General features: G+C 47.7%; 20 protein-coding genes. 12 read left to right on the top strand and 8 right to left on the bottom strand.

All coding sequences use genetic code 11. The features are described 5' to 3' along the window. Window positions 1–126 precede the first annotated feature (126 nt). Window positions 127–276, bottom strand: a complete 150-nt coding sequence (locus GJS45_RS10290) for a hypothetical protein (RefSeq protein WP_162341603.1) — start codon at window positions 274–276, stop codon at window positions 127–129. 248 nt (window positions 277–524) lie between these two features. On the opposite strand from GJS45_RS10290, the gene GJS45_RS10285 reads away from it, so the two are divergent. The 3 genes from GJS45_RS10285 to GJS45_RS10275 all read left to right on the top strand — a co-directional run bounded on the left by GJS45_RS10285 (window position 525) and on the right by GJS45_RS10275 (window position 3,303). After that, window positions 525–1,028 (top strand): cupin domain-containing protein, encoded by a 504-nt coding sequence (locus GJS45_RS10285; RefSeq protein WP_162341601.1) that lies wholly within the window; start codon window positions 525–527, stop codon window positions 1,026–1,028. A 268-nt stretch (window positions 1,029–1,296) separates the two neighbouring features. Further along, on the top strand, window positions 1,297–2,562 hold the full coding sequence (locus GJS45_RS10280; protein ID WP_162341599.1) for an alpha/beta hydrolase family protein: 1,266 nt from the start codon (window positions 1,297–1,299) through the stop codon (window positions 2,560–2,562). A gap of 492 nt (window positions 2,563–3,054) precedes the next feature. After that, window positions 3,055–3,303: a hypothetical protein gene (locus GJS45_RS10275; RefSeq protein WP_162341597.1), complete on the top strand. Its 249-nt coding sequence runs from the start codon at window positions 3,055–3,057 to the stop codon at window positions 3,301–3,303. On the opposite strand, the gene GJS45_RS10270 is transcribed toward GJS45_RS10275, so the two are convergent. Continuing rightward, window positions 3,300–3,518: a hypothetical protein gene (locus GJS45_RS10270; protein ID WP_162341595.1), complete on the bottom strand. Its 219-nt coding sequence runs from the start codon at window positions 3,516–3,518 to the stop codon at window positions 3,300–3,302. The genes GJS45_RS10275 and GJS45_RS10270 overlap by 4 nt on opposite strands. A gap of 239 nt (window positions 3,519–3,757) precedes the next feature. On the opposite strand from GJS45_RS10270, the gene GJS45_RS10265 reads away from it, so the two are divergent. Genes GJS45_RS10265 through GJS45_RS10255 form a run of 3 tightly spaced genes read left to right on the top strand, consistent with a single transcriptional unit; the run spans window position 3,758 to window position 8,985 of the window. After that, window positions 3,758–6,493, top strand: coding sequence for a PSD1 and planctomycete cytochrome C domain-containing protein (locus tag GJS45_RS10265; protein WP_162341593.1), 2,736 nt, complete (start codon window positions 3,758–3,760; stop codon window positions 6,491–6,493). A 1-nt stretch (window position 6,494) separates the two neighbouring features. After that, window positions 6,495–7,988 (top strand): DUF1501 domain-containing protein, encoded by a 1,494-nt coding sequence (locus tag GJS45_RS10260; protein WP_162341591.1) that lies wholly within the window; start codon window positions 6,495–6,497, stop codon window positions 7,986–7,988. A 49-nt stretch (window positions 7,989–8,037) separates the two neighbouring features. Continuing rightward, the gene (locus tag GJS45_RS10255; protein ID WP_162341589.1) at window positions 8,038–8,985 is read left to right on the top strand and encodes a sugar phosphate isomerase/epimerase family protein; all 948 of its coding nucleotides are present in this window, start codon (window positions 8,038–8,040) and stop codon (window positions 8,983–8,985) included. Here the strand turns inward: GJS45_RS10255 and GJS45_RS10250 are convergent. Beyond that, entirely contained in the window at window positions 8,982–9,896 is a 915-nt protein-coding gene (locus GJS45_RS10250) for a glutaminase (RefSeq protein WP_162341587.1), read from the bottom strand. The two genes, GJS45_RS10255 and GJS45_RS10250, sit on opposite strands and share 4 nt — an antisense overlap. A 175-nt stretch (window positions 9,897–10,071) precedes the next feature. Continuing rightward, window positions 10,072–12,687 (bottom strand): ATP-dependent chaperone ClpB, encoded by a 2,616-nt coding sequence (clpB, locus tag GJS45_RS10245; protein WP_162341585.1) that lies wholly within the window; start codon window positions 12,685–12,687, stop codon window positions 10,072–10,074. Between the two features lie 242 nt (window positions 12,688–12,929). Here clpB and GJS45_RS10240 point away from each other — a divergent pair, with 242 nt between their 5' ends. The 3 genes from GJS45_RS10240 (at window position 12,930) to GJS45_RS10230 (ending at window position 16,203) form a co-directional block, all read left to right on the top strand. Further along, window positions 12,930–14,366 (top strand): sulfatase, encoded by a 1,437-nt coding sequence (locus GJS45_RS10240; protein ID WP_162341583.1) that lies wholly within the window; start codon window positions 12,930–12,932, stop codon window positions 14,364–14,366. An 89-nt stretch (window positions 14,367–14,455) separates the two neighbouring features. Further along, entirely contained in the window at window positions 14,456–15,505 is a 1,050-nt protein-coding gene (gene rlmN / locus GJS45_RS10235; RefSeq protein WP_162341940.1) for a 23S rRNA (adenine(2503)-C(2))-methyltransferase RlmN, read from the top strand. Window positions 15,506–15,585: 80 nt separating this feature from the next. After that, the gene (locus tag GJS45_RS10230; protein ID WP_162341581.1) at window positions 15,586–16,203 is read left to right on the top strand and encodes a TetR/AcrR family transcriptional regulator; all 618 of its coding nucleotides are present in this window, start codon (window positions 15,586–15,588) and stop codon (window positions 16,201–16,203) included. Between the two features lie 6 nt (window positions 16,204–16,209). On the opposite strand, the gene GJS45_RS10225 is transcribed toward GJS45_RS10230, so the two are convergent. Genes GJS45_RS10225 through GJS45_RS10210 form a run of 4 tightly spaced genes read right to left on the bottom strand, consistent with a single transcriptional unit; the run spans window position 16,210 to window position 20,208 of the window. Continuing rightward, the gene (locus tag GJS45_RS10225; RefSeq protein WP_162341579.1) at window positions 16,210–17,136 is read right to left on the bottom strand and encodes a rhomboid family protein; all 927 of its coding nucleotides are present in this window, start codon (window positions 17,134–17,136) and stop codon (window positions 16,210–16,212) included. A 6-nt stretch (window positions 17,137–17,142) separates the two neighbouring features. Then, entirely contained in the window at window positions 17,143–17,934 is a 792-nt protein-coding gene (locus GJS45_RS10220) for a rhomboid family intramembrane serine protease (RefSeq protein ID WP_162341577.1), read from the bottom strand. A gap of 19 nt (window positions 17,935–17,953) precedes the next feature. After that, window positions 17,954–19,801: a DNA mismatch repair endonuclease MutL gene (mutL, locus tag GJS45_RS10215; protein ID WP_162341575.1), complete on the bottom strand. Its 1,848-nt coding sequence runs from the start codon at window positions 19,799–19,801 to the stop codon at window positions 17,954–17,956. Continuing rightward, window positions 19,798–20,208: a hypothetical protein gene (locus GJS45_RS10210; protein ID WP_162341573.1), complete on the bottom strand. Its 411-nt coding sequence runs from the start codon at window positions 20,206–20,208 to the stop codon at window positions 19,798–19,800. The genes mutL and GJS45_RS10210 overlap by 4 nt, the downstream gene beginning before the upstream one ends. A gap of 248 nt (window positions 20,209–20,456) precedes the next feature. Here GJS45_RS10210 and GJS45_RS10205 point away from each other — a divergent pair, with 248 nt between their 5' ends. The 3 genes from GJS45_RS10205 (at window position 20,457) to GJS45_RS10195 (ending at window position 25,400) form a co-directional block, all read left to right on the top strand. Further along, the gene (locus tag GJS45_RS10205) at window positions 20,457–23,426 is read left to right on the top strand and encodes a glycoside hydrolase family 3 N-terminal domain-containing protein (RefSeq protein WP_162341571.1); all 2,970 of its coding nucleotides are present in this window, start codon (window positions 20,457–20,459) and stop codon (window positions 23,424–23,426) included. Between the two features lie 62 nt (window positions 23,427–23,488). Continuing rightward, window positions 23,489–24,631, top strand: a complete 1,143-nt coding sequence (gene bshA, locus GJS45_RS10200; protein WP_162341569.1) for an N-acetyl-alpha-D-glucosaminyl L-malate synthase BshA — start codon at window positions 23,489–23,491, stop codon at window positions 24,629–24,631. A gap of 142 nt (window positions 24,632–24,773) precedes the next feature. Next, window positions 24,774–25,400 (top strand): sterol desaturase family protein, encoded by a 627-nt coding sequence (locus GJS45_RS10195; protein WP_162341567.1) that lies wholly within the window; start codon window positions 24,774–24,776, stop codon window positions 25,398–25,400. Window positions 25,401–25,496: the final 96 nt, after the last annotated feature.

The following is a 25,496-nucleotide window of genomic DNA, read 5'->3' as shown; positions in this document are numbered from 1 at the left end:
ACACCTGCCACAAGTTCAACCGGGCCCAAGGATGGGATGCAAACCTGCGATGGGGGCAAGAATAGCCCGCCAGCCGGCAAAACCGGGAATCATTCTTCACCTGTGTTTGATCGCCGCGGGTATTTTTTATAGCTTGGCGACCAATACCGGAGACTGATCACCATCGAAAAAGAGCGGCACTTCCTTTCTCTGAGATCCGTTTCCGGGATGGGGCAGGGATCCATTTCCGGAGGGGCCAGGAGATCCCGTCCCAGTGCTTGCCGCACTAGTTGGCAAATATTAACCAAAAATCAGTACTCTTTCGGACCAGGAGCGGGATTTCCCGACCCAAAGCGACCGCAAAAAAAGAATATGAAATTGAACTTGACTGAAGCCAAGTCTGACGTAAGCGACTCACGGAGGAATCATTATCCAACACCTGGCCGTTAGATAAGTGGGAAATTCTCCCGATTTAGGATCGGGACAGGCATCCCGACCTGCGGTACGGGACAAGTTATGACCTATGAAAAGCAAATTTTAAACAGATGAATTCAATCGAAACGCTCGTACAAAAACTAGACTTAACGCCGCACCCGGAAGGGGGGTATTTTCGGGAAACGTACCGAAGTGCCGGAGAAATTCCCGAAGCCGCTCTTGGTTCGGCCTATACCGGAAAGCGAAACCATTCCACCTGTATCTATTTTCTATTAACTTCCGCCGACTTTTCTGCGTTTCATCGAATAAAGCAGGACGAAATCTGGCATTTTTACGATGGTTCTCCCCTTCGCCTCCACCTGCTCTCCGAGACCGGAGAGCATTCGGTTTACCGGATTGGACGAGACCTGGCAATTGGAGAGGTGCCCCAGTTTGTTGTACCGGGAGGCCATTGGTTCGCGGCAGAGGTCATCGGGCAACACAGCTATTCTCTGGTGGGTTGCACGGTAGCACCGGGATTTAGCTTCGCTGATTTTGAACTCGCCTCCCGAAAAGCACTTAGTACTCGCTTTCCGGAAAAGGAAGAAATTATCCGGAAATTGACCCGCAAATGAGGTGCAAAAAAGCAGGGCGGGCAGTGGATCGGTTGCATCAAGCCGGGAACCACCTACCCTGGCAGGGAAAGTGTTGTCATTTTTAACCTCCCTTCGAAAAGGTTTTCCATCAGACAACTTTGACATGACAGATGGATGGGAATCTGCCATTTTTTTCCTAGCTTATCCGCCAAAAATAAGCAATAGAAAAATTATTCCCCTGTAAATACAACCACCAAATCAACCGGAGCTCCTCCCCCAGGAGGCTGTTCCGGCTAAATGCATGAAAATGAAGCTACTCCTATTACTCTTATTGGTGACACCAATCGCATTTATCGGATGCATCGAGAAAAAGCCCATTGCTGCTTCCGGCAACAAGGGTCTGGAACAATGGTTAGCGAAACCAGTCTCCGCAAGAGAACCCCTGGAAAGCCAGGATTTCGCAAAAGCATCACTAACCAAAACGGAGGCCGAAAAATTCACTACTTTGCTCTTTCAGGACAAACAGCAGCAACTGATAGCCGATTTTAAGCAGCAGTGGGATTCCCGTGAAATCCAGCATTCCGGACTAAAAATGCCCTTCTACTACCAGAAATTTGGTGAAGCACCTGCCGATGGCAGAAGTTTGTTTATATCCATGCATGGGGGCGGCAATACCCGGCCTGAAGCAAACGACCAGCAATTTGACAACCAAAAGCACCTATACGACCAAACCATGGGCGGGATGGAAGGGATTTACCTGGCCCCGCGAGCCCCAACCAATACCTGGAACCTATGGCACGAAAGTCACATTGATGACTTTTTTACCCTGCTCATCCAATTGGCAGTCGCCCTGGAAGATGTCAATCCCAACAAAGTGTACCTGCTAGGCTACTCGGCGGGCGGCGATGGCGTGTATCAACTGGCACCACGCATGGCCGATCGCTGGGCAGCCGCCGCCATGATGGCAGGACACCCGAATGAAACCTCCCCTTTGGGCCTGAAAAATACTCCCTTTGCGCTACATATGGGTGCCCTGGATGCCGCCTACGATAGAAATAGCAAAGCTCAGGAATGGAAATCCCTACTGGACAGCCTGGAAGCCAATGCCCCCGGAAGCTATATCCACCAGGTAGTCCTTCACGAAGGGATGGGCCACTGGATGAAGCTAGCGGATGCGGTGGCCCTGCCCTGGATGGCAAACCATACACGCAATCCCATTCCGGAAAACATTGTATGGAAACAAGACGACCGGCACCACCGCTACTTTTATTGGTTGGGCGTTCCGGAGGATTTGATCGAAACCGGAGGGGAGATTCGTGTGGAATACCATCCCCAACGAAACGAGATAAACATCCTTTCCAACTACAGCAACAGGTTGGAACTGTTCCTAAACGACCAAATGCTGGACCTGGATGCCCCTGTTACCATCAAATACCAGGGCAAAACGCTCGCTGAAAAAATGGTCAAACGCTCCCTTTTACCCCTCCAGCACAGTATTTCCTATCAGGGAGATCCTCACCTGGCCTTCTCCTCCAAGCTAACCGTAATCGACAATGATCGAGTGATGGAATAAGGGAAAAGATCTTTTCCAATTCAGCCGTCAGGCGATCGAAAGCAAATCCTCTTTTATAAAAACGGGAGGTGGCCAACTGGGGGGGAATCCGCTTCGATACAGTCCCCCGAGGCTATTTGAAATTCGCTTGGGCAGGTATCAGAAATGCAGCCATGAATCCCTGTCCCGGCTACCTGGTCGAGGGATGAATCGTGAAATTGCCAGGCGGTGCCCATTTGCGTTTTTTTTCAGTCGTACCTTTAGATCGGCACTGTTGACGGCCGTGGCCATCACCCGTATCAATAGCTCGTTTTTTCCGCAGATGGGTTTGGCATCGTCCTTCAGCTGAAGCACTTACGGCCCCCGTAGTTGCTGCATACAATGGCTTTCATTCCCTAGAAATTAAAACCAAGGTGCAATCCGGGTTCGCCAAATAAAAACTTGGACCATGGATCATCCTGCCGCCTGAACCCATCCGGCATTTTTGTGTGGTAGGGGCGATGTGTAATCGCAATGGACGGTTCGATGGCCTTTTTCGGAACGGAGGAAGTGGGGTTGAACAGTGGCGAAATTGTCCGTGTATACTCCAGCAAATCCTCGATTGTTTTGCAGCAAACCCCTCTTTATTCGCCAGAGCTAAGCTACCGCAGCAACGGTACGGTTTACACCTTGGCCTTTCCCGTCCCGGGTAGAAATGGCATTCGGTTCGAAGAAATCGACGGTTTCGTACAGGCGATTGCGGATATGTATGTTTACCTTTAGGCCGCAGAAATCCCTTTCCGGAACAGCAAGGTCCGGAGAACTTTTCCGAAACCGAGCATGTGTTGGAACCGCATGCGCAGCAAATCCAGGGCCTGGCAGCACACTAGGGACTGGGCCTGTCCGACAGTTATTTGGCCTTCAAACAGCTGCTGATGACCGGTGACCGCGTCGCCGACTACATGTCCCAATCCAACCACCCCAATGCAGCGGGCCATCGTCTCATTACCCTGGAAATCCTGAAGAATCATTAACTCGTTTTAACGGATTACCAAGGCCTCCGACTGCGAGAAAGGGAAGTAGGAACGGTCAATTTTCATTGCTTAATGGGAGACAGACCGGCAGGCCGTTTCCCTTCCGATCACAAAACAAAACGAATAGAGTCTCTGCTCCCCGAAACCTTGCAATTTCAGGCTTTTCTGGCTATTTTCGACTCCGAATAGTGACAAAACGACCCATGAATAAAACCGGCTTTCTTCTTGGAATGACCAGTCTCCTGCTCGCGGGGGTGCTTTTCTATTCACTGACCCAGGAAGAGGAAATTGACTTTAGTACCCAGGTGAAACCCATACTGAACCGACACTGCATTTCCTGCCACGGAGGGGTCAAGAAAAACGGAGGCTTCAGTCTGCTATTTGAAGAAGAAGCCCTGGCGCCGACCGAGTCCGGCCATCCGGCCATCGTTCCGGGAGATGCCCGCGCCAGCGAATTTATCTCCCGCCTGAGCGAAAGCGATCCGGAAGTACGCATGCCTTACCAGAAAGCACCTCTCAGTGAGGAAGAAATCGAAATTCTCACCCAGTGGGTGGAAGAGGGCGCAAACTGGGGGCAACATTGGGCATACAAATCGCCTACAAAACCGGAGGCTCCTGAGGAGGGCCTTCAGGCAGGTTTTCTCCCGGAAGAGGCTCCGCCTTTCATTCAAAATGACATTGACCGGTTTATTGCCGAAGGGCTGACCCGGCAAGAACTTAGCCCTTCCCCCGAGGCAAGTAAAGATATCCTTATCCGTAGGCTGAGCCTGGACCTTACCGGACTGCCGCCTGATGAAGCCCTGGTAAGCCAGTGGAAATCCGGTCGGATAAGCTATGAGGAATTGGTAGATGCGCTACTGGAAAGTCCCGCTTTTGGTGAAAAATGGGCTTCCTGGTGGCTGGACCTGGCCCGCTACGCTGATACCAAAGGATACGAGCGAGATGTCAGCCGGGAGATCTGGGCCTATCGGGACTGGGTGATCAAGGCACTGAATGCGGACATGCCCTTCGACCAATTTACCGTGGAACAGCTTGCCGGAGATTTATTGCCCGAACCGGATTTAGATCAACTCACCGCCACGGCTTTTCATCGCAATACCATGAATAACGATGAAGGCGGTACACAGGATGAAGAATTTCGGGTGACCGCCGTAGTCGATCGGGTCAATACCACCTTTGAGGTGTGGCAAAGTACAACCATGTCCTGCGTACAGTGCCACAGCCACCCTTACGACCCATTTAAACATGAGGATTATTACCAGCTCATGGCTTTCTTCAACAACACCCGGGATGAGGACACTCATGGAGAGGAGCCCAAATTAAAATTCTACACCGGCGAAGACAGCATCCGCATGGAAGAAATAAAATCCTGGGCTGCCCGACACGGAAACCCTACCATCGAGGATAAAATGGAGGACATTCTACGATACCAGGAACCCAAATACCATGCACACGTCGCCGAGGATTTTGAAAACGGCGAATTGATCGATACTAAATGGCTCGGTCTCTGGGACAATGGGTCCTGCTACCTCCGGGACGTCTACACCGAAGGCTCGCCCTACGTTTATATTAACTACTGGACGGGAAACGAAGGAAACCGGCTAACGATTCGTAATGGCGGTCCAGAGGGGGAAATTTTGTCTCAATTCACCCTGGGAAAAACGGAAGGCAGGGAAATTCGCCGGTTTCCCATCAAAGAGCTACATGAAAAGATAGACCTCTACCTCCATATGGAGAACAAATCCCTGAAACCGCAGCAAACCAGCTCTACCATCAATTGGTTTGGCTTTTTCCCGGAATTACCAGGGGAAAAGCAAGCCGGGCATGAAGAAATGGACCGCGATTTTTTAGCCTTGCTCAACAAAAACACCCCTTCCGTTCCGATCCTCGTAGAAAACCCGGATTACATGAAGCGGGAAACCCATGTGTTTGAAAGAGGCAATTGGATGCTCAAAGGGAAAGCCGTAAAACCGGATGTCCCCGCCGTTCTCAACACCTGGGATCCGGAATGGCCTGAAAATCGGCTTGGCCTTGCCTACTGGCTGACCAGCAAAGAAAATCCGCTGACGGCCCGAACCCTTGCCAATCGGATTTGGGCACAGTTATTTGGCCGGGGACTGGTCAGCACCCTGGAAGATATGGGTACCCAATCAGCCCTTCCCAGTCATCAGCAATTACTGGACTGGTTGGCCATACGACTGATGGAAGACCATGATTGGAAGCTAAAACCGCTTATTAAAGACATGGTTTTGTCAGGCACCTACCGGCAGTCCTCTGTTTCATCTACCCTACTACATGAAAAAGACCCTGAAAACAAATGGTACGCCAGAGGCCCAAGATTCCGACTCAGTGCCGAGCAAATCCGGGATCAGGCACTTGCTACCTCGGGACTGCTAAGCGGAAAAATGTATGGCAAACCGGTGATGCCTCCCCAACCGGGCAATGTATGGCAAACCGTCTACAACGGAGAATCCTGGGAAACCAGCGAGGGCGAAGACCGGTACCGACGGGCTGTGTACACCTTTCTGAAGCGCACCAGCCCCTATCCTTCTTTTATTAGCTTTGATGCAGGTAGCCGGGAAGTTTGCACCATTAGCCGTACCGTAACCAATACTCCCTTGCAGGCGTTAGTTACATTAAACGATCCGGTTTACCAGGAGGCCGCATTTCACCTGGCCCTTCGCATGTACCGGTCCGATGCTGCGGACCCCATTTCCTGGGCATACGAAAAGCTTTTATTGCAGCCCATCAGCCCTGAAAAACACCAACACCTTCAATCATTGTACGCATTCGCCCTGGAAGATTTCTCCACCGATACCGAAGCAATGGAGGAGTGGCTGCAATTTGCGGAAGAGGATCAGAAAAACCCGGAACTGGCTGCCCTGGCACTCATCGCCAATGCGCTGATGAATTTGGATGAATTCTTAACCAAATCCTGACATGGACAAGATCAAAAAATTACTGGCTGAAAAACTGGAACGAGAACTACAATCCCAAACCCGCAGGCATTTTATACAAAGCTGTGCCAGCGGTCTGGGGGGGTTGGCACTGGGCTCGCTGGTCGGATGTCAAGCCCCCGAACCCCGGGGCATGCAACTTTCCGAGCGGGATCTTAATCCCCTTTCAGCAGCGGCCCCTCCCTTTGCGCCCAAAGTCCAATCAGTAATTTACCTGCACATGGCAGGAGCCCCATCCCAACTGGAAATGTTTGACTACAAACCCGAGCTTGTCAAACTACATAATCAGGAATGCCCGGAATCCGTGCTGCAGGGAAGAAAGTTTGCCTTTATCAGGGGCCGGCCAAACCTGCTCGGACCACAGGCTGAATTTGAGCAATCTGGGGAATCCGGCAACTGGGTATCTGACTACCTGCCACATTTCAAGCAGGTGGTGGACGAGGTAGCCTTTTTGAAAGCAGTACATACCGACCAGTTTAACCATGGCCCGGCCCAGCTTTTCATGCAGACCGGCAGTCCGCGGTTGGGCAGGCCCAGCATTGGTTCCTGGGTAACCTACGGCCTGGGGTCGGAAAACCAAAACTTGCCAGGCTTCGTGGTGCTTACCTCTGGAGGAAAAACCCCGGATGCCGGAAAGAGTGTTTGGGGCAGTGGCTTTTTACCCTCCGTTTACCAGGGGGTGCAATGCCGTTCCAAAGGGGATCCGGTATTGTACATCGAAGATCCGAAGGGAATGTCCCGATCCATGAAACGAAAATTACTGGACGCGATCAACGCCGTTAACCAGGAGGATTTCCAACACTATGCAGACCCTGAAATTTTAGCCCGTATCAACCAATACGAGATGGCTTTTCGCATGCAGATTGAGGTGCCGGAAGTCATGAACATCAACGAGGAGCCGGAGTACATACACCAGCTTTATGGTACGCAACCTGGAGAAGAATCCTTTGCCAACAATTGCCTGCTGGCCCGAAAAATGGTAGAAAAAGGCGTGCGTTTTGTTCAATTATACGACTGGGGCTGGGATGCGCATGGCACCGGTGAGAGCACTGCCATTGACCTGGGCATGAAAGATAAATGCACGGAAATTGACCGCCCCATCACCGCGCTGCTGACCGACCTCAAACAAAGAGGCCTGCTGGATCAAACTCTGGTGGTATGGGGAGGAGAATTCGGCCGCACACCTATGCAGGAAAACCGGGAGGGAAAAACCCAACGTTACATGGGCCGGGATCATCACGTAGATGCCTTCACCATGTGGATGGCCGGGGGAGGTATCAAAAAGGGAGCCTCCCATGGACTGACAGACGAAATTGGCTTTTCCGGGGTAGAAAACAAGGTGTCCGTACATGACGTACACGCCACCATCCTCCACTTGCTGGGATTTGACCACGAACAATTTACCTTTGACTTTCAGGGCAGGCCATTCCGCTTAACGGATGTGGAAGGACATGTGATTCGGGAAATCTTAGCCTGAATAAATCCAAAAACGCCCGTCTTACCAAAACAACTTTAGAAAACATCCAATGGACCGAAGAAAATTTATTCAGCAAAGCAGTTTACTTTCACTGGGATTAGCCAGCACCCCCTATCTAAGCCATGCCGCCCCAAATTTACAGGAACGAAAATTCCGTGTGAGTTTAAATCCCTACGCCATCGGAGTATCCATTGATCAGGAGGAGATGATTGATAAGGCTGTTGCTTATAATTTTGAAGCCATCTTACCCGTAGCTGCTCAATTGATGGAAATGTCTCCTGGAAAATTGGACGAATTCCTTGCTAAAAAGGAAACCCACCACCTGACCTGGGATGCGGCAGGACTACCGGTTGATTTTCGAAAAGACAAGGCTACATTTGACGAGGGAATTAAAGACTTACCGAAGGTAGCCGCCACTTTGCGAAAAGCGGGGGTAAGCCGGGTGAGTACCTGGATCATGCCCAGCCACGATGAACTGCCCTACCTGGAAAACCTGAAGCAGCACAGCCAGCGGCTGGGTTTGGCTGCCCAAATTTTGGGAGAAGAAGGGCTTAAACTCGGATTCGAATATGTGGGCACAAAAAATCTGAAAATCATCAACCGCTATCCCTTTGTCGGAACCCTGAAAGAAGTGCAGGACCTCATCGCGGAGATCGGGCGGTCGAATGTAGGGGTACAGTTGGACAGTTTCCATTGGTACACTTCCAGTGAAAGCGTCGCAGATCTGAAGAAACTGACCAACGAGCAAATCGTGACCTGCGACCTCAACGATGCCACCGCCGGCAGAAGCATTGCCGAACAGATCGATGGTGAACGTCAACTACCAGGCGATAGCGGCCTGATAGATTTGAAGGGATTTATGCAGGCCCTGGTGACTATTGGATACGATGGACCGGTCAGGGCGGAACCGTTCAATGCGAAATTGAATGCCATGGAAAATGAGCAGGCTCTGGCCGCCACCTCCAAAGCCATGTGGAGAACGGTGAACCTGATTTAAAACAGGGAAAACTTCAGTTTATCGGTAAGCAGCTCCAAGGCCTTGATCGCTTTTACGGAGTTTCCTTTCTCGTTTAATTCGGGAGACCAGACGGCGATACTGAATTTGCCGGGCATGACTGCCGCTATTCCGCCCCCCACGCCACTTTTGCCGGGTAATCCCACGCGAAAAGCAAATTCACCAGATTCGTCGTAAAATCCGCAGGTAAGCATGAGTGCATTGACCCGCCGGGATTGGCTTTCATTTAAAATTTCCCGTTTGGCAAAAATAGAATACCCGTCGTTTGCCAGGTAGGAAAAAGCCTTTGCCAGTTCCTCGCAGCACATTTCTATGGAACATTGAGATACATAGGTCCGGATCACTTGCTGGATGTCGTTCTCAAAATTCTTATAGGCCTTTAGAAAATAAGCCATGGCGGTGTTTCTCTCCGCATGCAGTAGTTCCGATTGCATCACCTCCTCATTTATACGGACGCAATGCTGTCCTGCCAACTCATCTATAAATTCCCGTATACTCTGAATTGGATGTTCAAATTTACTCGTTAGGGCATCGGTGATCACCAAAGCCCCTGCGTTCAAAAAGGGATTTCGGGGGATGCCTTGTTCATATTCCAATTGCGCAATGGAATTAAACGGATTTCCACTTGGCTCCACATTCACCCGTGACCAGAGTTTACTACGAAACCTATGAAAAACCATGGTTAGGGTAAATACCTTGGAAATGCTTTGAATGGAAAAGGGCTCTTGATAATCCCCTACCCCATAGACCTTCCCTTCCAGATCTACCAAAGCAATACCAAACCGGTCTCCGGATACCTTTGCCAGTTCGGGAATGTAATTGGCAACGTTCCCCTTTAGGCCCAGTTGATTTACTTCCTGATATACTTCTGAAATTAATTCCTGATAATCCATGATGGCTTCGTTTGATCACGGGTAGGTCCCGTATATCAAAAGTAACCCTATTTTATAGAAGGTTCCCATTTGAAACGGATCAAAAAAAAACAGCTGGCCAATTTATCAGCCAACTGTCTTTCTACTGAGACATCCTCCGGAAGGGTTAACGAAAACCAAGAGTTGCTGGATTCGCTTATTCCACGCCTACCTCATCCACATTTTTAAAGTAAACCTGCCTATCCGCATCCAGGTCTACCAATACAGCACTGTCATTTTTGATGTAACCACTCAATATTTGTTTAGACAATTCATTCAATACCAGTCGCTGCATGGTACGTTTTAAAGGCCTGGCACCAAACTGCGGATCAAAACCAACGTCCCCCAGGTAATCCAACACCTCCTGGGTGGCATCCAGTTGGATACCTGATTCGGCAAGTCGGCTCCGGACTTCCCTCCATTGGATGTCCACAATTTTTCGCAAGATTTCCTTATTAAGCGGTTCGAACATGATGGTCTCATCGATACGGTTAAGGAATTCCGGACGCACTGATTTTTTCAACAATCCAAAGACCTCTTCCTTCGTTTCTTCCATCACCTGCTCTTTGTTCCATTCCTCCATGCCATCAAATCGCTCCTGAATCAGCGTCGAGCCAATATTAGTGGTCATGATGATGATGGTATTTTTAAAATTGGCTATTCTTCCTTTATTGTCGGTTAGCCTGCCATCGTCCAGGACCTGTAGCAGGATATTGAATACATCCGGATGGGCTTTTTCGATCTCGTCCAGCAGGACCACCGAATAGGGTTTTCTTCTCACCGCTTCGGTCAATTGCCCTCCTTCGTCATAGCCTACATAACCTGGAGGTGCTCCTACCAGGCGACTGACAGAATGCCGCTCCTGGTATTCCGACATGTCAATTCTCACCATGGCATTTTCGTCGCTAAACAGGTATTCCGCCAGGGCTTTCGCCAATTCGGTTTTTCCCACGCCGGTGGTTCCCAGAAAAATGAAGGAACCGATAGGGCGCTTGGGATCCTGTAAGCCCGCACGGCTTCTCCGGACGGCATCAGAAAGGGCAACAATCGCCTCCCGCTGCCCGGCAACGCGCTTACCCAGTTCCTCTTCCAAATGCAGTAATTTTTCGCGCTCGCTCTGGATCATTTTGGACAGGGGAATGCCCGTCCACTTGCTCACCACGGCTGCAATGTCTTCATGGTCCACTTCTTCCTTTAACAAAGGCGAGCCTTCCTGCATTTCTTTGAGTTGCTCTTGGAAAGACGCTAGCTTTTTCTCGGTTTCACCGATTTTTCCATACCGTATTTCAGCTACTTTACCAAAGTCTCCCGCTCGCTCCGCTTGTTCTGCTTCCAATTTGAATTTATCGATGCTTTCCTTCTCGCGTTGGATACCTTGGATAACCGCCTTTTCGCTTTCCCATTTGGCCTTGATTTCCTGCCTTTTTTCAGAAAGTTCCGCTAATTCCTTACTCAGTACGGCCTCCTTATCCTTGTTTTTTTCCCTTCGGATGGCTTCGCGCTCAATTTCCAATTGCATGATTCGGCGATTAAGTTCGTCCAACTCCTGAGGCAGGGAATCGATCTCCATCCGCAACTTAGCAGCCGCTTCATCCATCAGGTCGATGGCCTTATCGGGCAAATAACGATCTGAAATATAGCGCTGGGATAGTTCCACCGCTGCTATTACCGCATCGTCCTTGACGCGGACCCCGTGATGCAGTTCGTATTTGTCTTTGATTCCCCGCAAAATAGAGATGGCATCCATTACGTCGGGTTCGTCGACAATGACCTGCTGAAACCTTCGCTCCAGGGCTTTGTCCTTTTCAATGTACTTCTGATATTCCTTCAGCGTGGTGGCTCCGATGGCATGAAGCTCTCCCCTGGCCAAAGCAGGCTTTAGCAGGTTCGCCGCATCCATGGCCCCTTCTCCGCCGCCACCGGCACCGATCAGTGTATGAATTTCATCTATAAACAAAATGATTTCTCCATCCGAATCGGTTACTTCTTTGATTACTGCTTTTAGTCGCTCTTCAAACTCCCCTTTGTATTTGGCACCTGCCACGAGTAATCCCATATCCAGGGAAATCAGCAATTTACTTTTTAGATTTTCCGGCACATCCCCACTTACAATTCGTTGGGCAAGACCTTCTACTATTGCCGTTTTACCCACACCCGGTTCTCCCAGAAGAATGGGGTTGTTTTTGGTCCTTCGGGCAAGTATCTGCAATACCCGCCTGATTTCCTCATCCCGGCCAATAACCGGATCTATCTTGCCTTTCTTGGCGAGTTCGTTCAGATTTTTGGAGTATCTTTCCAACGACCTGTACTTCGATTCTGCGTTTTGATCTGTCACTTTATTTCCTTTTCTAAGTTCTTTGATGGCTTCGATTAGCTTTTTTTCATTCAATCCCTGATCCTTCAGCAACTGGGCGGTAGCATCCGAACCGGCCAAAATACCCAATACAAGGTGCTCTACGGCCACATACTCATCCCCGAAAGTTTTTAGGTACCCCTTCGCCTTTTCCAGCACCTGATTGGTGGCATTGGAAAGATAAGGTTGTTGCCCACTTACTTTTGGGAGTTGACGGATGATCTCCTCCAGCTTTTGAACAATCAGACCGCTATTGACTCCCAACTTTTTAAATAAAAAGTCGGTTACATTACTATCCTCCTGAATGATTCCCTTGAGCAGGTGCGCAGGCTCTATAAACTGCTGCTGCTCGGCGGTACATAGCTCAAGTGCCTTTTGAATGGCTTCCTGAGACTTGATGGTAAATTGCTTAAAATCCATAATGGTCCGGGTTATGTTGTTTCGCTGTTATTCTTTTCTCTTACTACACCGATCAAATATGTAACCAAACCGGATCTGCTGTAAAACCCTGAAAAAATGTCCGGTTTCGAACAGGAAAAATAACATTTACAGACTTTTTGGCAGTATATTGGTTCGCAGTTGCTGGAAAATCAGCAAAAGCGAAATACAGTATTCTTCCATTTTTCTATCTTTGTCCCATGAAAAAAGGCATGCTAGATTCCATGAAAAAAAGTATACTTATTTGGTTCCTGTTTTGCTGCTTTTCCTGTGGTAAAAAGGAAGTAGAAAAACCAAATATTGTCGTCATTCTGGTAGACGACCTGGGCTGGGCCGATGTGGGTGCCAATTTCCCGGAAACGTTTTACGAAACCCCAAATCTGGACCGGATGGCGGCCAATGGGTTGCGTTTTTCTCAGGCATATTCAGCACATCCGGTTTGCAGCCCTACGCGAGCTGCATTAATGACCGGAATACATCCAAACAGACTTAACATCACCGACTGGATCCCGGGTTTCAACCGGAATAAAGAGGATTGGCCGCTTTCCACGCCGAGTATTAACCATCAGTTGGAGTTAGAAGAGACCACCCTTGCCGAAAAATTTAAAGCATCAGGGTATCAAACGTTTTTCGCCGGCAAATGGCATTTAGGAGAAGACGATAGGTATTGGCCCGAACACCAGGGTTTCGACCAGAATATAGGTGGATGGAGCGTGGGAGCACCACAACTGAGGAAGGGAGAGGCTAATGGCTATTACGCTCCTTATGGAAATCCACGGCTAGAAGATGGTCCTGAAGGGGAGTACCTGACGGAACGGCTTACCGATGAAAGCATCCAATTCCTCCGGGAAAAAGGAACGGACCCCTTTTTTCTTTATCTATCCTTTTACACCGTCCACACGCCTATTCAGCCAGCTCCTAAAAAGTACGATTATTTTCTTCGCAAAAAAGAAAAAATGACCGCCCCCTCGGGGTTCCAAGCTTACCGGCAGGAAGGCACAGGGCAGACCAAACTCATCCAGGACAACGCCGCCTATGCGTCCATGGTCGCCTCCATGGATGAAAACGTCGGGAGAGTCCTTCGGGCACTCGAAGAAGAGGGACTGGATAAAAATACTTGGGTACTCTTGACCAGCGACAACGGCGGGCTTTCCACCTTGTTTAACGAAGGAGCACCCACGGCAAATGGACCCTTACGCGCTGGCAAAGGCTGGTGCTACGAAGGAGGCATCCGGGTACCCTTGATCGTTCAGGGTCCCGGACTTTCGGATAAAGGGAGGGTATCCGATACTCCTGTGGTCAGCATGGACCTATTTCCCACCCTGCTTAGCCTGGCCCAAATTCCGCATCAAGCCAACGATGGCAAAGACTTGTCAGGACTGATCCGCAACGACGATACCATCGAGCGTGAATCATTGGTTTGGCATTATCCGCATTACCATGGAAGTGCCTGGAAACCTGGCTCCGCCATACGGGAGGGCCAATGGAAATTAATTCACTTTTATGAAACCGGAATCAGCGAACTCTACAACCTGGAAAATGACCCGGGTGAAATGGAAAATCTGGCCAAGGTGTATCCCGATAAAACAGAAGTACTGCAGCAAAGCCTGATGCGAAAATTAAAGGAATCTAATGCCAGGTTTCCCGAATCCAGGCCTTGAAAGAGGTCCATTTTCAGGTGGAAGGGGTTGGAATCTGAACCAATCTGTAAGTGTTTTATGTTTTTGAAAGTCCTGAAAGAAAAGAAACCATGCAACAAGTCAACAAACAAGATATTCGTAAGTTAAGTCTTCAGGAGTTAGAGCAGTATTTTGAGTCGGTGGGAGAAAAACGGTTCCGGGCCAGGCAGGTCTACGAATGGTTATGGAGCAAATCTCTCAAAAACTTTGATGACATGACTAACTTATCAAAGGCCACCAGAGAGCATTTAAAAGAAAACTTTGACATCAACCACATCCTAGTAGACCAATTTCAACGGAGCGATGACGGGACGATCAAGAACGCTGTCAAATTATTTGATGATCAAATCGTGGAATCGGTCCTGATACCAACCTCAAAAAGAATCACTGCCTGTGTATCCTCGCAGGTTGGATGCAGCCTGGATTGCAATTTTTGTGCGACCGCCAGGCTAAAACGAATGCGTAACCTGAACCCGGATGAGATTTACGATCAGGTCGTCGCCATCCAGGAAGAAGCGCGTCTCTATTTTGACCGTCCTTTGACCAATATTGTCTTTATGGGGATGGGAGAGCCCTTGCTCAACTACCAGAATGTACTGGCAGCAATCGAGCGAGTCTGTTCGCCTACAGGCTTGGGGATTTCGCCAAGGCGCATTACCTTGTCTACGGTGGGGATTGCGAAAATGATCCGAAAACTAGCCGACGACGGTGTTCGGTTTAATCTGGCCCTTTCCCTGCACTCGGCTATTAATGAAACCCGAACCCGGCTGATGCCTATCAACCAGACCAATACCGTAGAAGAGCTAGCAGACGCATTGAAATACTGGTATTCCATCACCAAACGAAAGGTTACGTATGAATACGTCATTTGGGACGGCATCAATGATGACGAACGGCATGCCCGGGCGCTCGCCAAATTTTGCAAGCACATCCCCTCAAAAGTGAATATCATTCAATACAATCCGATCGACGAAGGGGAATATCGGCAAGCATCTCCGGAAAAAGTTTCTCTTTACCTGCGGATTCTGGAAGATTCCGGGATCGTGGCCAAGGTACGAAAATCCCGGGGACAAGATATTGATGCGGCCTGCGGGCAATTGGCCAACAAAATAGATTGGTAATTAGCTACTTACTTTTCTGGCAGATGTTGTGAATATGAATTCCTTTTTTTTAACTTTGAAATACGTATTAAAGTACAGAAATGACTCTTCAAACCATTATAGAGAAATCCCTCCTCGTATTAAATGACCGTGGATACCATGACACGGATATAGACCGGATTTTGGAAAGTCTCCAGGTCAGGCCCTCAGATTTCTACCGAGACATACGGGACTTTGATGATTTGATCGTACGCATTTTTTATCGTTTGTGTAACGAATCGGATGCGGCATCGGCTGAAATTGACCTTTCTAGCCCTTCCCTTGAAATTTTATATTCCAGCATTATCAGCTCTTACCGCATACAGGTGAAATACCATTTTTTATTTGCAGACCTGGGAAGCATCATCCAACGGCATGAAAGGGTAAAAGACCGTTATTTTGAGTTGATTTCACTCCGAAAAGCGCAACTGATCCAACTCTTTCAAAAATTGAAGGAAGAGCATATTTTTAAAAAAGAAAATTTTACCGGAAGTTATGAAAACCTGGCCAATCAAATGACCATGCTTTCCGATTATTGGCCCAGCCATAATCAAATAATTTTTGGTCAGGAAACCTTCCACTACCAATATTACAGCAAGCTGGTCTTTTCCATGGTCTTGCCCTTTCTGACAGACAGTGGATTAGAACTATACAAAAAAATCTTAGGCTACGATCGGTAGCAGGACTTATACGTCCTTATTGCTAAAATCAAATAACTTACGTTTTTCCTCTTTACTTAGGTTATCGTATCCCTTTTCCGCTATTTTATCCAGGATACGATCGATTTCTTCCTGTGTACTTTTCCCTCCTCCTGTATTTGAAACGGTGGAGCTGCTACTACTTTTATTTTTGGCGGATTCCGGCCCCCTTCGGTAGGTTACTTTTACCTTTGATTTCTGGGAAAAGAGGTTTTCAAAGAACAACCCTACGCTTTGAACAGGCTTTCCCAAATCGATCCCTTTCTGGAGTTGTAAAATATAGAAGTAACCCAGTGCTGCGCCACCCAAATGGGCCAGTTCGCCACCTGCATTTGAGCCTGCAGAATTAGCAAAAGCTATTAACACATAGAAAATCGCGATGTATTTAATTTTTACCGGTCCAATCAGGATGAGGTGGAACTGGGTGTCGGGCCTTAGCGTGGCAGCAGCTACGACGATGGCATACACTCCTGCACTGGCACCCAGCATCAGCGAACCGTCGACCTTGTCACTAAAATACGGGGCAATATTGTAGAGTACTACGTACAACAGCCCCCCTGCGATACCGCCGAGTATATAAAGATTGACCAATTTTCGATTCCCCAGGTACTCCTGAACCAGCAATCCAAACCAGTATAGAAAGAGCAGGTTAAAAATGATATGGAAGAAACCCTCATGCAAAAACATATAGCTGAGCAAGGTCCAGGGTTGGGTCAGCAGCCTGGGTAAGGAAGCTGGCATCATGAAGTAAGAAACAATCGAACGGTACAGATCCTCAGCCCCTCCGATGGTAAGAAATACCCTCATGACCATCAAGACCAGAAATGCGAGCAAATTTATGGCTATGATTTTATACAGACCATTATCTTTATGGTCAAAGGCATGCCTTATATGATACCAGAATCCTCCGTACATGATGTATTAATAGAAATTTCTCCTGTCCTTCTTCCAATAGGTGACCAATACCGCACCGATGACCAAGCCCGATAGGTGCGCAAAATGCGCCACGTTATCCATCGGATTCGATACAAATATATTATAAACCGTGTATAGTCCATAGAACAAAACAAGGTATTTTGCTTTGACGGGCATGGGCGGGAACAGCAAGAACAGCTGGGTATTGGGAAAAAGCATGCCAAAGGCAATAAGAATTCCGAACAAGGCTCCCGATGCTCCCACCATGGGAATATTCACCTGCCTGTCCCGTATATCCAGCATGGTTCGCTTGGCCGCGGAAACCAGTTCGGTACTTTCCGGATCTCGGCTATATTTGTCAATAAAGTCATAAATGGCCGGATTGAACAGATGCCGGTTATCTGAAACAAAGCGATTGAATGTTTCCGGATCCGGATCGTTGGTAAAGGCTTCTATCCGGTCGTTCAGGTTTCCCATTTTATACGCATTGTATCCGGAATACAATACTCCGGAACCAATGCCACACACCATCCAAAGGATGAGTATCTTTTTCGGCCCCAGAAACTGCTCCAGCAGCGGGCCAAAAATAAAGAGACCAAACATGTTGCCAAGCAGGTGCCAGAAGTCGGCATGCATAAACATGTAGGTCACAAACTGAAAAGGCATAAAAAACCTACTTTCCACATAATAGAGCGCAAAAAGGTTTTTTAACTGAGGAATAAAAAAGGAAGCAATTACATGCATCCCCACCGTGATTAACAGTAAATTTTTCACAATGGGGGTAAGGGATCTGAACATAGGATTCCGTTTTACTTAATCAATAGAAAAATTGCTCTATTTTGTTTACATCTAATTTAACAAAGGTCTTAATGCCCTCCGGACTGTAATTTGGATTTTGGCAGGCAAACAGTTGTCCGGCCAGATTTTCCATTTCCTGGGTTTTTAACCTATCCCCCCTTTTAATAGCCGTTTTCTTGGCCAAGGATCTTGCCAGATTTTCCTTTCTGCCGAGGGAAAGTTCATTTTTAAAATGTTTGAATTGCTCCAGCAATTCTTCAAACAGCACTTTTTCACTGGATATCGAAATGTCCGCCGGAACCCCGTTGATCAATAGCGAGTGCTGCCCAAAAACCGTCAACTGAAACCCTAAATCATTCAGCTCCTCATTTAAATCCATCACCAGCGCAAAGTCCGCTGGACTCAAGGTAATGGTTTGTGGGAAAAGACATTGCTGAGAAGCTCCACCGGCCTGTTCCAACTGCCGGAAATAGCGCTCGTACAAGATGCGCTGATGAGCTGCCTGCTGGTCAAAGATAAGTAATCCGGAGGAAGTCTGCGCTATAATGTACGCTTGTTCTACCTGAAAGGTCTTCCCGGATCCCATAGATACCTCCGGGGAGGCAGATTGGGAATCCTCCTTTTCATTGGCTTTACTGGAAAAGGTCACCAATTGCCCCTCTTCGGGATCGCTTCGATCCGGGTCAAATTGGAGGGCCCGGTCTTCCGGATTCTGCCGAAATAGCTGCTCCCAACCTTTGGTACTTTTATTTTCCAGGGCAGGGCCTCGGTAAGTTCGGTAATCGTTTTCGGCTCCTATTTCCTGCCGCTTTGCGCCATCAGTACTCCAGTTGTTGGCTAAATTCACATCCATGCTAAAATCGATCATGGGAACTACATGGTGTGCTCCCAGGGCTTGCTTGACTGCAGATCGGACCACTCCGTAAATGGTCCTTTCATCGTCAAACTTGATTTCTGTCTTCGTCGGATGAACGTTAATGTCAATGTGCTTGGGATCTATTGTCAGAAACAACACGTAAAACGGGTGTTGGTCGGAGCTGATCAGGGCCTCAAATGCGTTCTGCACCGCATGGGCCAGGTAGGTGCTTTTTATAAAGCGATTGTTGACAAAAAAGTACTGTTCTCCCCGGGTCTTTTTGGCCTGTTCCGGTTTCCCTATATACCCTTTGATAGAAATATGAGGTGATTCTTCCTGGCAGGCGATGAGTTGATTCCGGTATTGCTTTCCAAAAACCCCTAGAATTCGCTTGCTGAGCTTTCCTTCGCTTAGGTTAAAGAGTTCCAGGTCATTTTGAAAGAATGAAAAGGCTACCTCCGGATAAGCCAGTGCTACGCGCTGAAACTCCTCCACTAAATGCCGGGTTTCAACTGCATGAGATTTTAAAAAATTTCTTCTGGCGGGTACATTAAAAAACAAATTCTTGACGGAAATGGAAGAACCGTCCCGAAACACGACCGGCTCTTGCTTTTTCACCATTGATCCTTCAATGACGATGCAGGTTCCCAATTCATCCTCTGCCCGTTTGGTCTTCATCTCTACTTGTGCCACCGCAGCGATAGATGCCATGGCCTCTCCCCTGAACCCATGGGTCCGGATGGCAAACAGATCATCTGATTTCCGGATTTTTGAAGTGGCATGCCTTTCAAAACACATGCGCGCATCGGTGATAGACATCCCCATACCGTCATCGACCACTTGAATCAGTGATTTGCCTCCATCTTTGACCACCACGGAAATGTTCTTTGCCTTTGCATCAATGGCATTTTCCAACAATTCTTTCAATGCTGAAGCCGGTCGTTGCACCACCTCTCCTGCAGCAATTTGGTTGGCAATTGCATCGGGCAACAGCTGAATCAGGTCATTCATTTATTTTTTTTGGGTTTTAATTTGAACAAACCAATGAGTAAGGCCACTGAGACTCCCAGGTATAACATGTAATAGAAAAAATCAGGACCCAAGTACAGGTATCCCACAAAGCTACCGACCAGCAGCACAAAAATAATCGTGCGCATCATACCGGCACTCTGCATCACCGACGATGGCTGCTTTTTGATTGGGCTCCCACTGGTGAATGCGCCCCTGATACTGGATCCATGAGAATAGCTACTATCTGCCTTTAATTTCTCTTCGGATTCAAGAACCCCTCTGGCTTCCAACTCCCTTTTGATATTTTGCGTTCGCTGATCAATCTCTTCTCTTACAGGATCGTAATGCCTGGGATTTATTTGAAATCTTCTGGGTTGGTTGGTCCGGAATATAGATGGAAATTTCATTGTTCTATTGATTGAATGCCCGGGATCGGCTAAGATGAATTTCATCGGCTTTTCCTCTTCTCAAGTAGGTCAAACCAAAAGTGGCTGAAACCGAACTTACTTAACTATTGTTTTTTGAATAAAATAAATTCTGCTCATCACTTTTAAGTAGGTAGCTGATCGGAATTTATGTAGTTTTGGTTAACTCTTTAGCCTATTGAATGCAAAGTTATTCTTATTATTATAATCGATAAAATTTTAACACCCCCATGTGTCAAAAAGTTTATGCATTGCCTTTTTGTTTCCTTTTGTTGCTAGCTTACTTTACGGGTACCGGGTTGCAGGCAGCTTCCGATCCTTTCCCCGGGGAAAACAGCCCGAAACAGCAGCATTGGGTTGATAGTATTTTTAATTCCCTGAGTTTTGAAGAACGCCTGGGGCAACTGTTTATGGTGGCGGCTTACTCGAATAAAGGATCCGCACATCAAGAAGAAATTTCACACCTGATTCGCGAGGAGAATTTGGGCGGCTTGATATTCTTCCAGGGAGGCCCTGTCAGGCAGGCGCATCTGACCAATCATTATCAGCAACTAGCTAAAACCCCCCTTTTTATTGCCATGGATGCGGAATGGGGTATGGGGATGCGTCTGGACAGCGTATTGCAATTTCCCAAACAAATGACCCTGGGTGCAGCCACCGATGATGGGCTGGTCTACCAAATGGGCAAGGAAATAGCAAGGCAGTTTAAGGAAATGGGCATGCATATTAATTTTGCCCCGGTAGTGGATGTCAACTCGAATCCGGAGAACCCGGTTATTGGTTACCGGTCGTTTGGAGAACAAAAAAACCTGGTCAGTAGAAAATCCCTGGCGTATATGAAAGGGATGCAAGATAATGGCGTAATGGCCAATGCGAAACATTTTCCAGGACATGGGGACACAAATGCAGACTCTCACTATACCACTCCTGTAATTTACAACAGCAAGGAACGGATTATGGATATTGATTTATATCCCTATCGGGAACTAATCGATGAGGGACTAATGAGCATTATGGTGGCTCATCTGCATATCCCCAGCCTGGGAAGTGAGGCGGACCTTCCTACCACGCTTTCACCAAAGGTGGTCACTGGCTTACTTAAGGAGGAAATGGGGTTTCAGGGACTGATTTTCACTGATGCCCTGAATATGAAAGGGGTTAGCAATCTATACAAGCCAGGGCAGGTAGACTTAATGGCCCTGCTGGCTGGAAATGATATCCTGCTTTATGCAGAAGATGTGCCCAAGTCCAAAGCCCTAATCCTGGATGCCGTGGAATCCGGTATAATCACCCAAGAGGAAATAGATTTCCGTATACGCAAAATACTCCATGCAAAATACTGGGCCGGATTGCACCAAAAACAAGAAGTATCCACCCAAAAACTGGTAGAGAGAATCAGTAATTTTGGTACGCAGGCACTGATAGAACAGCTCTATGCTGCTTCCATTACGGTAGTCAACAACCAGGAGCAAGCTATCCCTGTACGGCACCTGGATATGGAAAATATGGCCTCCCTTACATTGGGCAGCAAGGGGGAAACCTTCAAAAACTACCTGGACAAATATACTGAATTTACCCATTTCACTTTGCGACCAAACAGTAATCGAGACAATTACGCTGCCATGGAGCGCAACCTGAAGGGTTTTGGCACCATCGTGGTCGGGGTGATGGGCATGAGCAATAATCCGCGGCGGAATTTTGGACTAAATACCGAGGAAATTGAGTTCATTAACCGCTTACAGAACGACCATAAAGTCATTACAGTGGTTTTCGGCAATGCCTATGCGGCTGAAAATTTCGAGGGACAGGATAATCTCATTTTAGCCTACGAGGAGAACGATTTCACAGAGAGCCTGGCGCCTCAGGTGATTTTTGGCGGAAGGCCAGGAACCGGAAAACTCCCCATTAGTCTCTCCCAAACCTGGAGTCAGGGGCATGGCATCGCTACGCCACATCTGGACCGGCTGGCATACAGCACCCCGGAAGCCCAACAGATGGACAGTCGGGTTTTGATGAAAATTGACGATCTGATGGAAAAGGCCATTTCATCGAAAGCCACCCCGGGCGGCACCGTACTGGTCGCTAAAAATGGTGCGGTGGTCTTTGAAAAATTCTATGGGCACCTGGATTACGAAAAAAACGTACCTGTCACCGACAAAACCATGTACGACCTGGCTTCCCTTACCAAGGTGTTGGCTACCACACAGGCCATTATGTTTTTGGAAAACCGAGGATTTATTTCGTTGGACGAGCCTTTGCAAACGTATTTACCGGAGCTTGAGGGAACCAATAAAGCACCGCTACGCATCCGGGATATTTTAACCCATGAAGCCGGATTGGTCCCCTACATCCCCCATTTCACCAACACCCTGGAAGGAACCGAATGGAAGGAAGAATACTACAGCAGGGAACTTAAATCCCCGTATACTATTCCTGTAGCCAAGGGCGTTTTTGCCCACCATTCCCTTCCGGACAGTGTATGGAAATGGACGCTTGCCTCAAACCTCCGGTATGTCCGTCCCCGGAATGGAAAATACAGTTATCGGTATTCAGACGTGGGAATGTACCTGCTGCACCGCTTGATCGAGACACGGGTAAACCAACCCATGAATGAGTTTTTGGAACAACATTTTTACCATCCGTTGGGCATGTACCGCTTTGGGTATTTACCCTTACAGAAATACAAACCAAAGGAAATCGCTCCTACCGAAGACGATCGCATCTTCAGAAAAACCCTGGTACAGGGATACGTACATGATCCGGGAGCCGCATTGTATGGCGGAGTGGCCGGTCATGCGGGACTCTTTGGCACCGCAAATGATCTGGCCAAAATAATGCAAATGATGCTTCAGGACGGAAAATATGGTCCGGTAGAACTGCTCAATTCCGAAACGATAGAAAAATTCACCAGTAAGCAATCGTTCCGCAGCCGGCGTGCATTGGGTTGGGACAAACCGGACCCGGAAAAAGACAAAGGCCCCACGGGTAACCTGGCTTCCTTGAGCACCTTTGGCCATACGGGTTTTACCGGTACGGCCGCCTGGGCCGATCCGGAAAATCAGTTGATTTATGTTTTTTTATCCAACCGGGTACACCCTGATGCGGGGAATAATCGACTACTACGCGAAAACATTCGTTCAGACATTCAGGACATTATCTATAAATCCATAAAAAGTGAGTTCCTTTTGGCGGGAAAATGAACAAAACAATATAGGTATGGTGTTGAACTTGGATAAAATAGCCTTCACAAAAATCTTTTAGGATGAAAATCGGGATCGTCTGTTACCCCACCTTCGGTGGAAGCGGAGTAGTCGCAACTGAGTTAGGCAAAGCGCTAGCCGCTAAGGGTCACCAGATTCATTTTATCACCTACAGCCAACCCACCAGACTTGATTTTTTCAGCGAAAATCTCTTTTACCACGAGGTGGATATTAAGAGTTATCCGCTTTTTGAACACGCCCCATACGAACTGGCCCTGGCCAGCAAAATGGTAAACGTGGTTAAATACGAGCAATTGGACTTGCTTCACGTCCATTACGCCATTCCTCATGCATCAGCGGCCTATATGGCCAAACAGATATTAAAACGGCAGGGAATCATCATTCCGGTAGTTACCACGCTACACGGCACAGACATTACCCTGGTGGGAAAAGATCCCAGCTATGAGCCTGTCGTTACCTTTAGCATCAATGAATCGGATGGGGTAACGGCCGTTTCGGAAGACCTAAAAAAGGACACCTTATTGCACTTCGACGTGGATAACCACATAGAGGTTATCCCTAACTTCATCGATCTAAATCGCTTCAAAAAACAAAAGAAAGAACATTTTAAGCGCGCCATATGCCCAAATGATGAAAAACTCATGGTTCATACGTCCAATTTCCGCAAGGTAAAGCGGGTGGATGATGTGATTCGGGTTTTTTTTGAAGTTCGAAAAGTCATCCCTTGTAAACTATTATTGGTAGGAGACGGTCCGGAAAGGGATAAAATGGAGAGGCTTTGCCGACAACTGGGGACCTGCGAGGACATCCGGTTTCTAGGCAAACTGGAGGCGGTAGAGGAAGTGCTGTCCGTAGCGGATCTATTTATCATGCCTTCCGAAAAAGAAAGTTTCGGATTGGCCGCCTTGGAAGCCATGGCCTGTGAAGTCCCCTTATTGACTAGTAACGTAGGCGGAATACCCGAATTGAACATCAACGCCGAAACGGGATTTTTATGCGAAGTGGGAGATATCGAAGGGATGACTGAAAAGGCACTAATTATTCTGGATGAAAAGAACCTGCCCGTTTTTAAAAAAAATGCCCTTGCCAGAGCAAAGAAATTTGATGTGACGGCAGTTTTACCCTTATACGAGGCCTTTTATGCGAAGACCATCGAGAATACCCTGCTCGCCGAAAATCAATGAGTAAATTCAGGTATGTTTTTTGCTAATTTTGAAACCAGCTACGGCCCTCAATACGTTAAATTGACAAATAATACCAAATGATGGTTTTAATGCCTACATTAGGTAGTAAAAGAACGCACATTGACCAAAAGTTATATAAAGAATGAAAAAAATTGGAAGATTGGACCGGCCAGATAATAGCGGTTCCGCCAAAATGTTTACCAATCCCGCATTGGAAAAACTAAGCAGAACCCATATCAGCATACCTATCGCCATTTTTCTAGGTGTAGGCCTTTTTTCGTTATATTTTGGAATTTTTACAGCCAGTATTTCCTTCTGGAAAGGAGCCGGGCTGCTATTGAGTGGTTTTTTGTTTTTTACGTTCGTGGAATACCTGTTGCACCGGTACCTTTACCATATGGTTCCAGATACCCGCTGGAAGGATAAATTACAATATTCCGTCCACGGAGTGCACCACGATTACCCCAAAGACAAAGACCGCCTAGCCATGCCTCCGGTTATATCGGGGCTTTATACGGTAATACTCTATTTCCTTTTTGAGTTTATCATGGGAGATATGGTCTTCTATTTTCTCCCCGGATTCCTAATGGGCTATGCCCTGTACCTCGGGGTTCATTACACCGTTCATGCGTACCAACCACCAAAAAATTTCCTCAAGATTTTATGGGTCAATCATTCGATTCACCATTACAAAGACCCGGATGTAGCATTTGGAGTGAGTACCCCGCTTTGGGATTATGTATTTGGTACCGCTCCTAAAAAGCATTAAATAAGCAGCCTTTTCCGCGATCCCGAGCGGACTGAGTAATCACTCATTGAAGGTGATTTGACCGGCTTTTCAAATCAGGCCAACTCACCCTTTCCA

This window comes from Cyclobacterium salsum, assembly GCF_010119245.1.
Taxonomy (GTDB): Bacteria; Bacteroidota; Bacteroidia; order Cytophagales; family Cyclobacteriaceae; genus Cyclobacterium; species Cyclobacterium salsum.
This window is presented reverse-complemented; position numbering and strand designations above follow the sequence as displayed.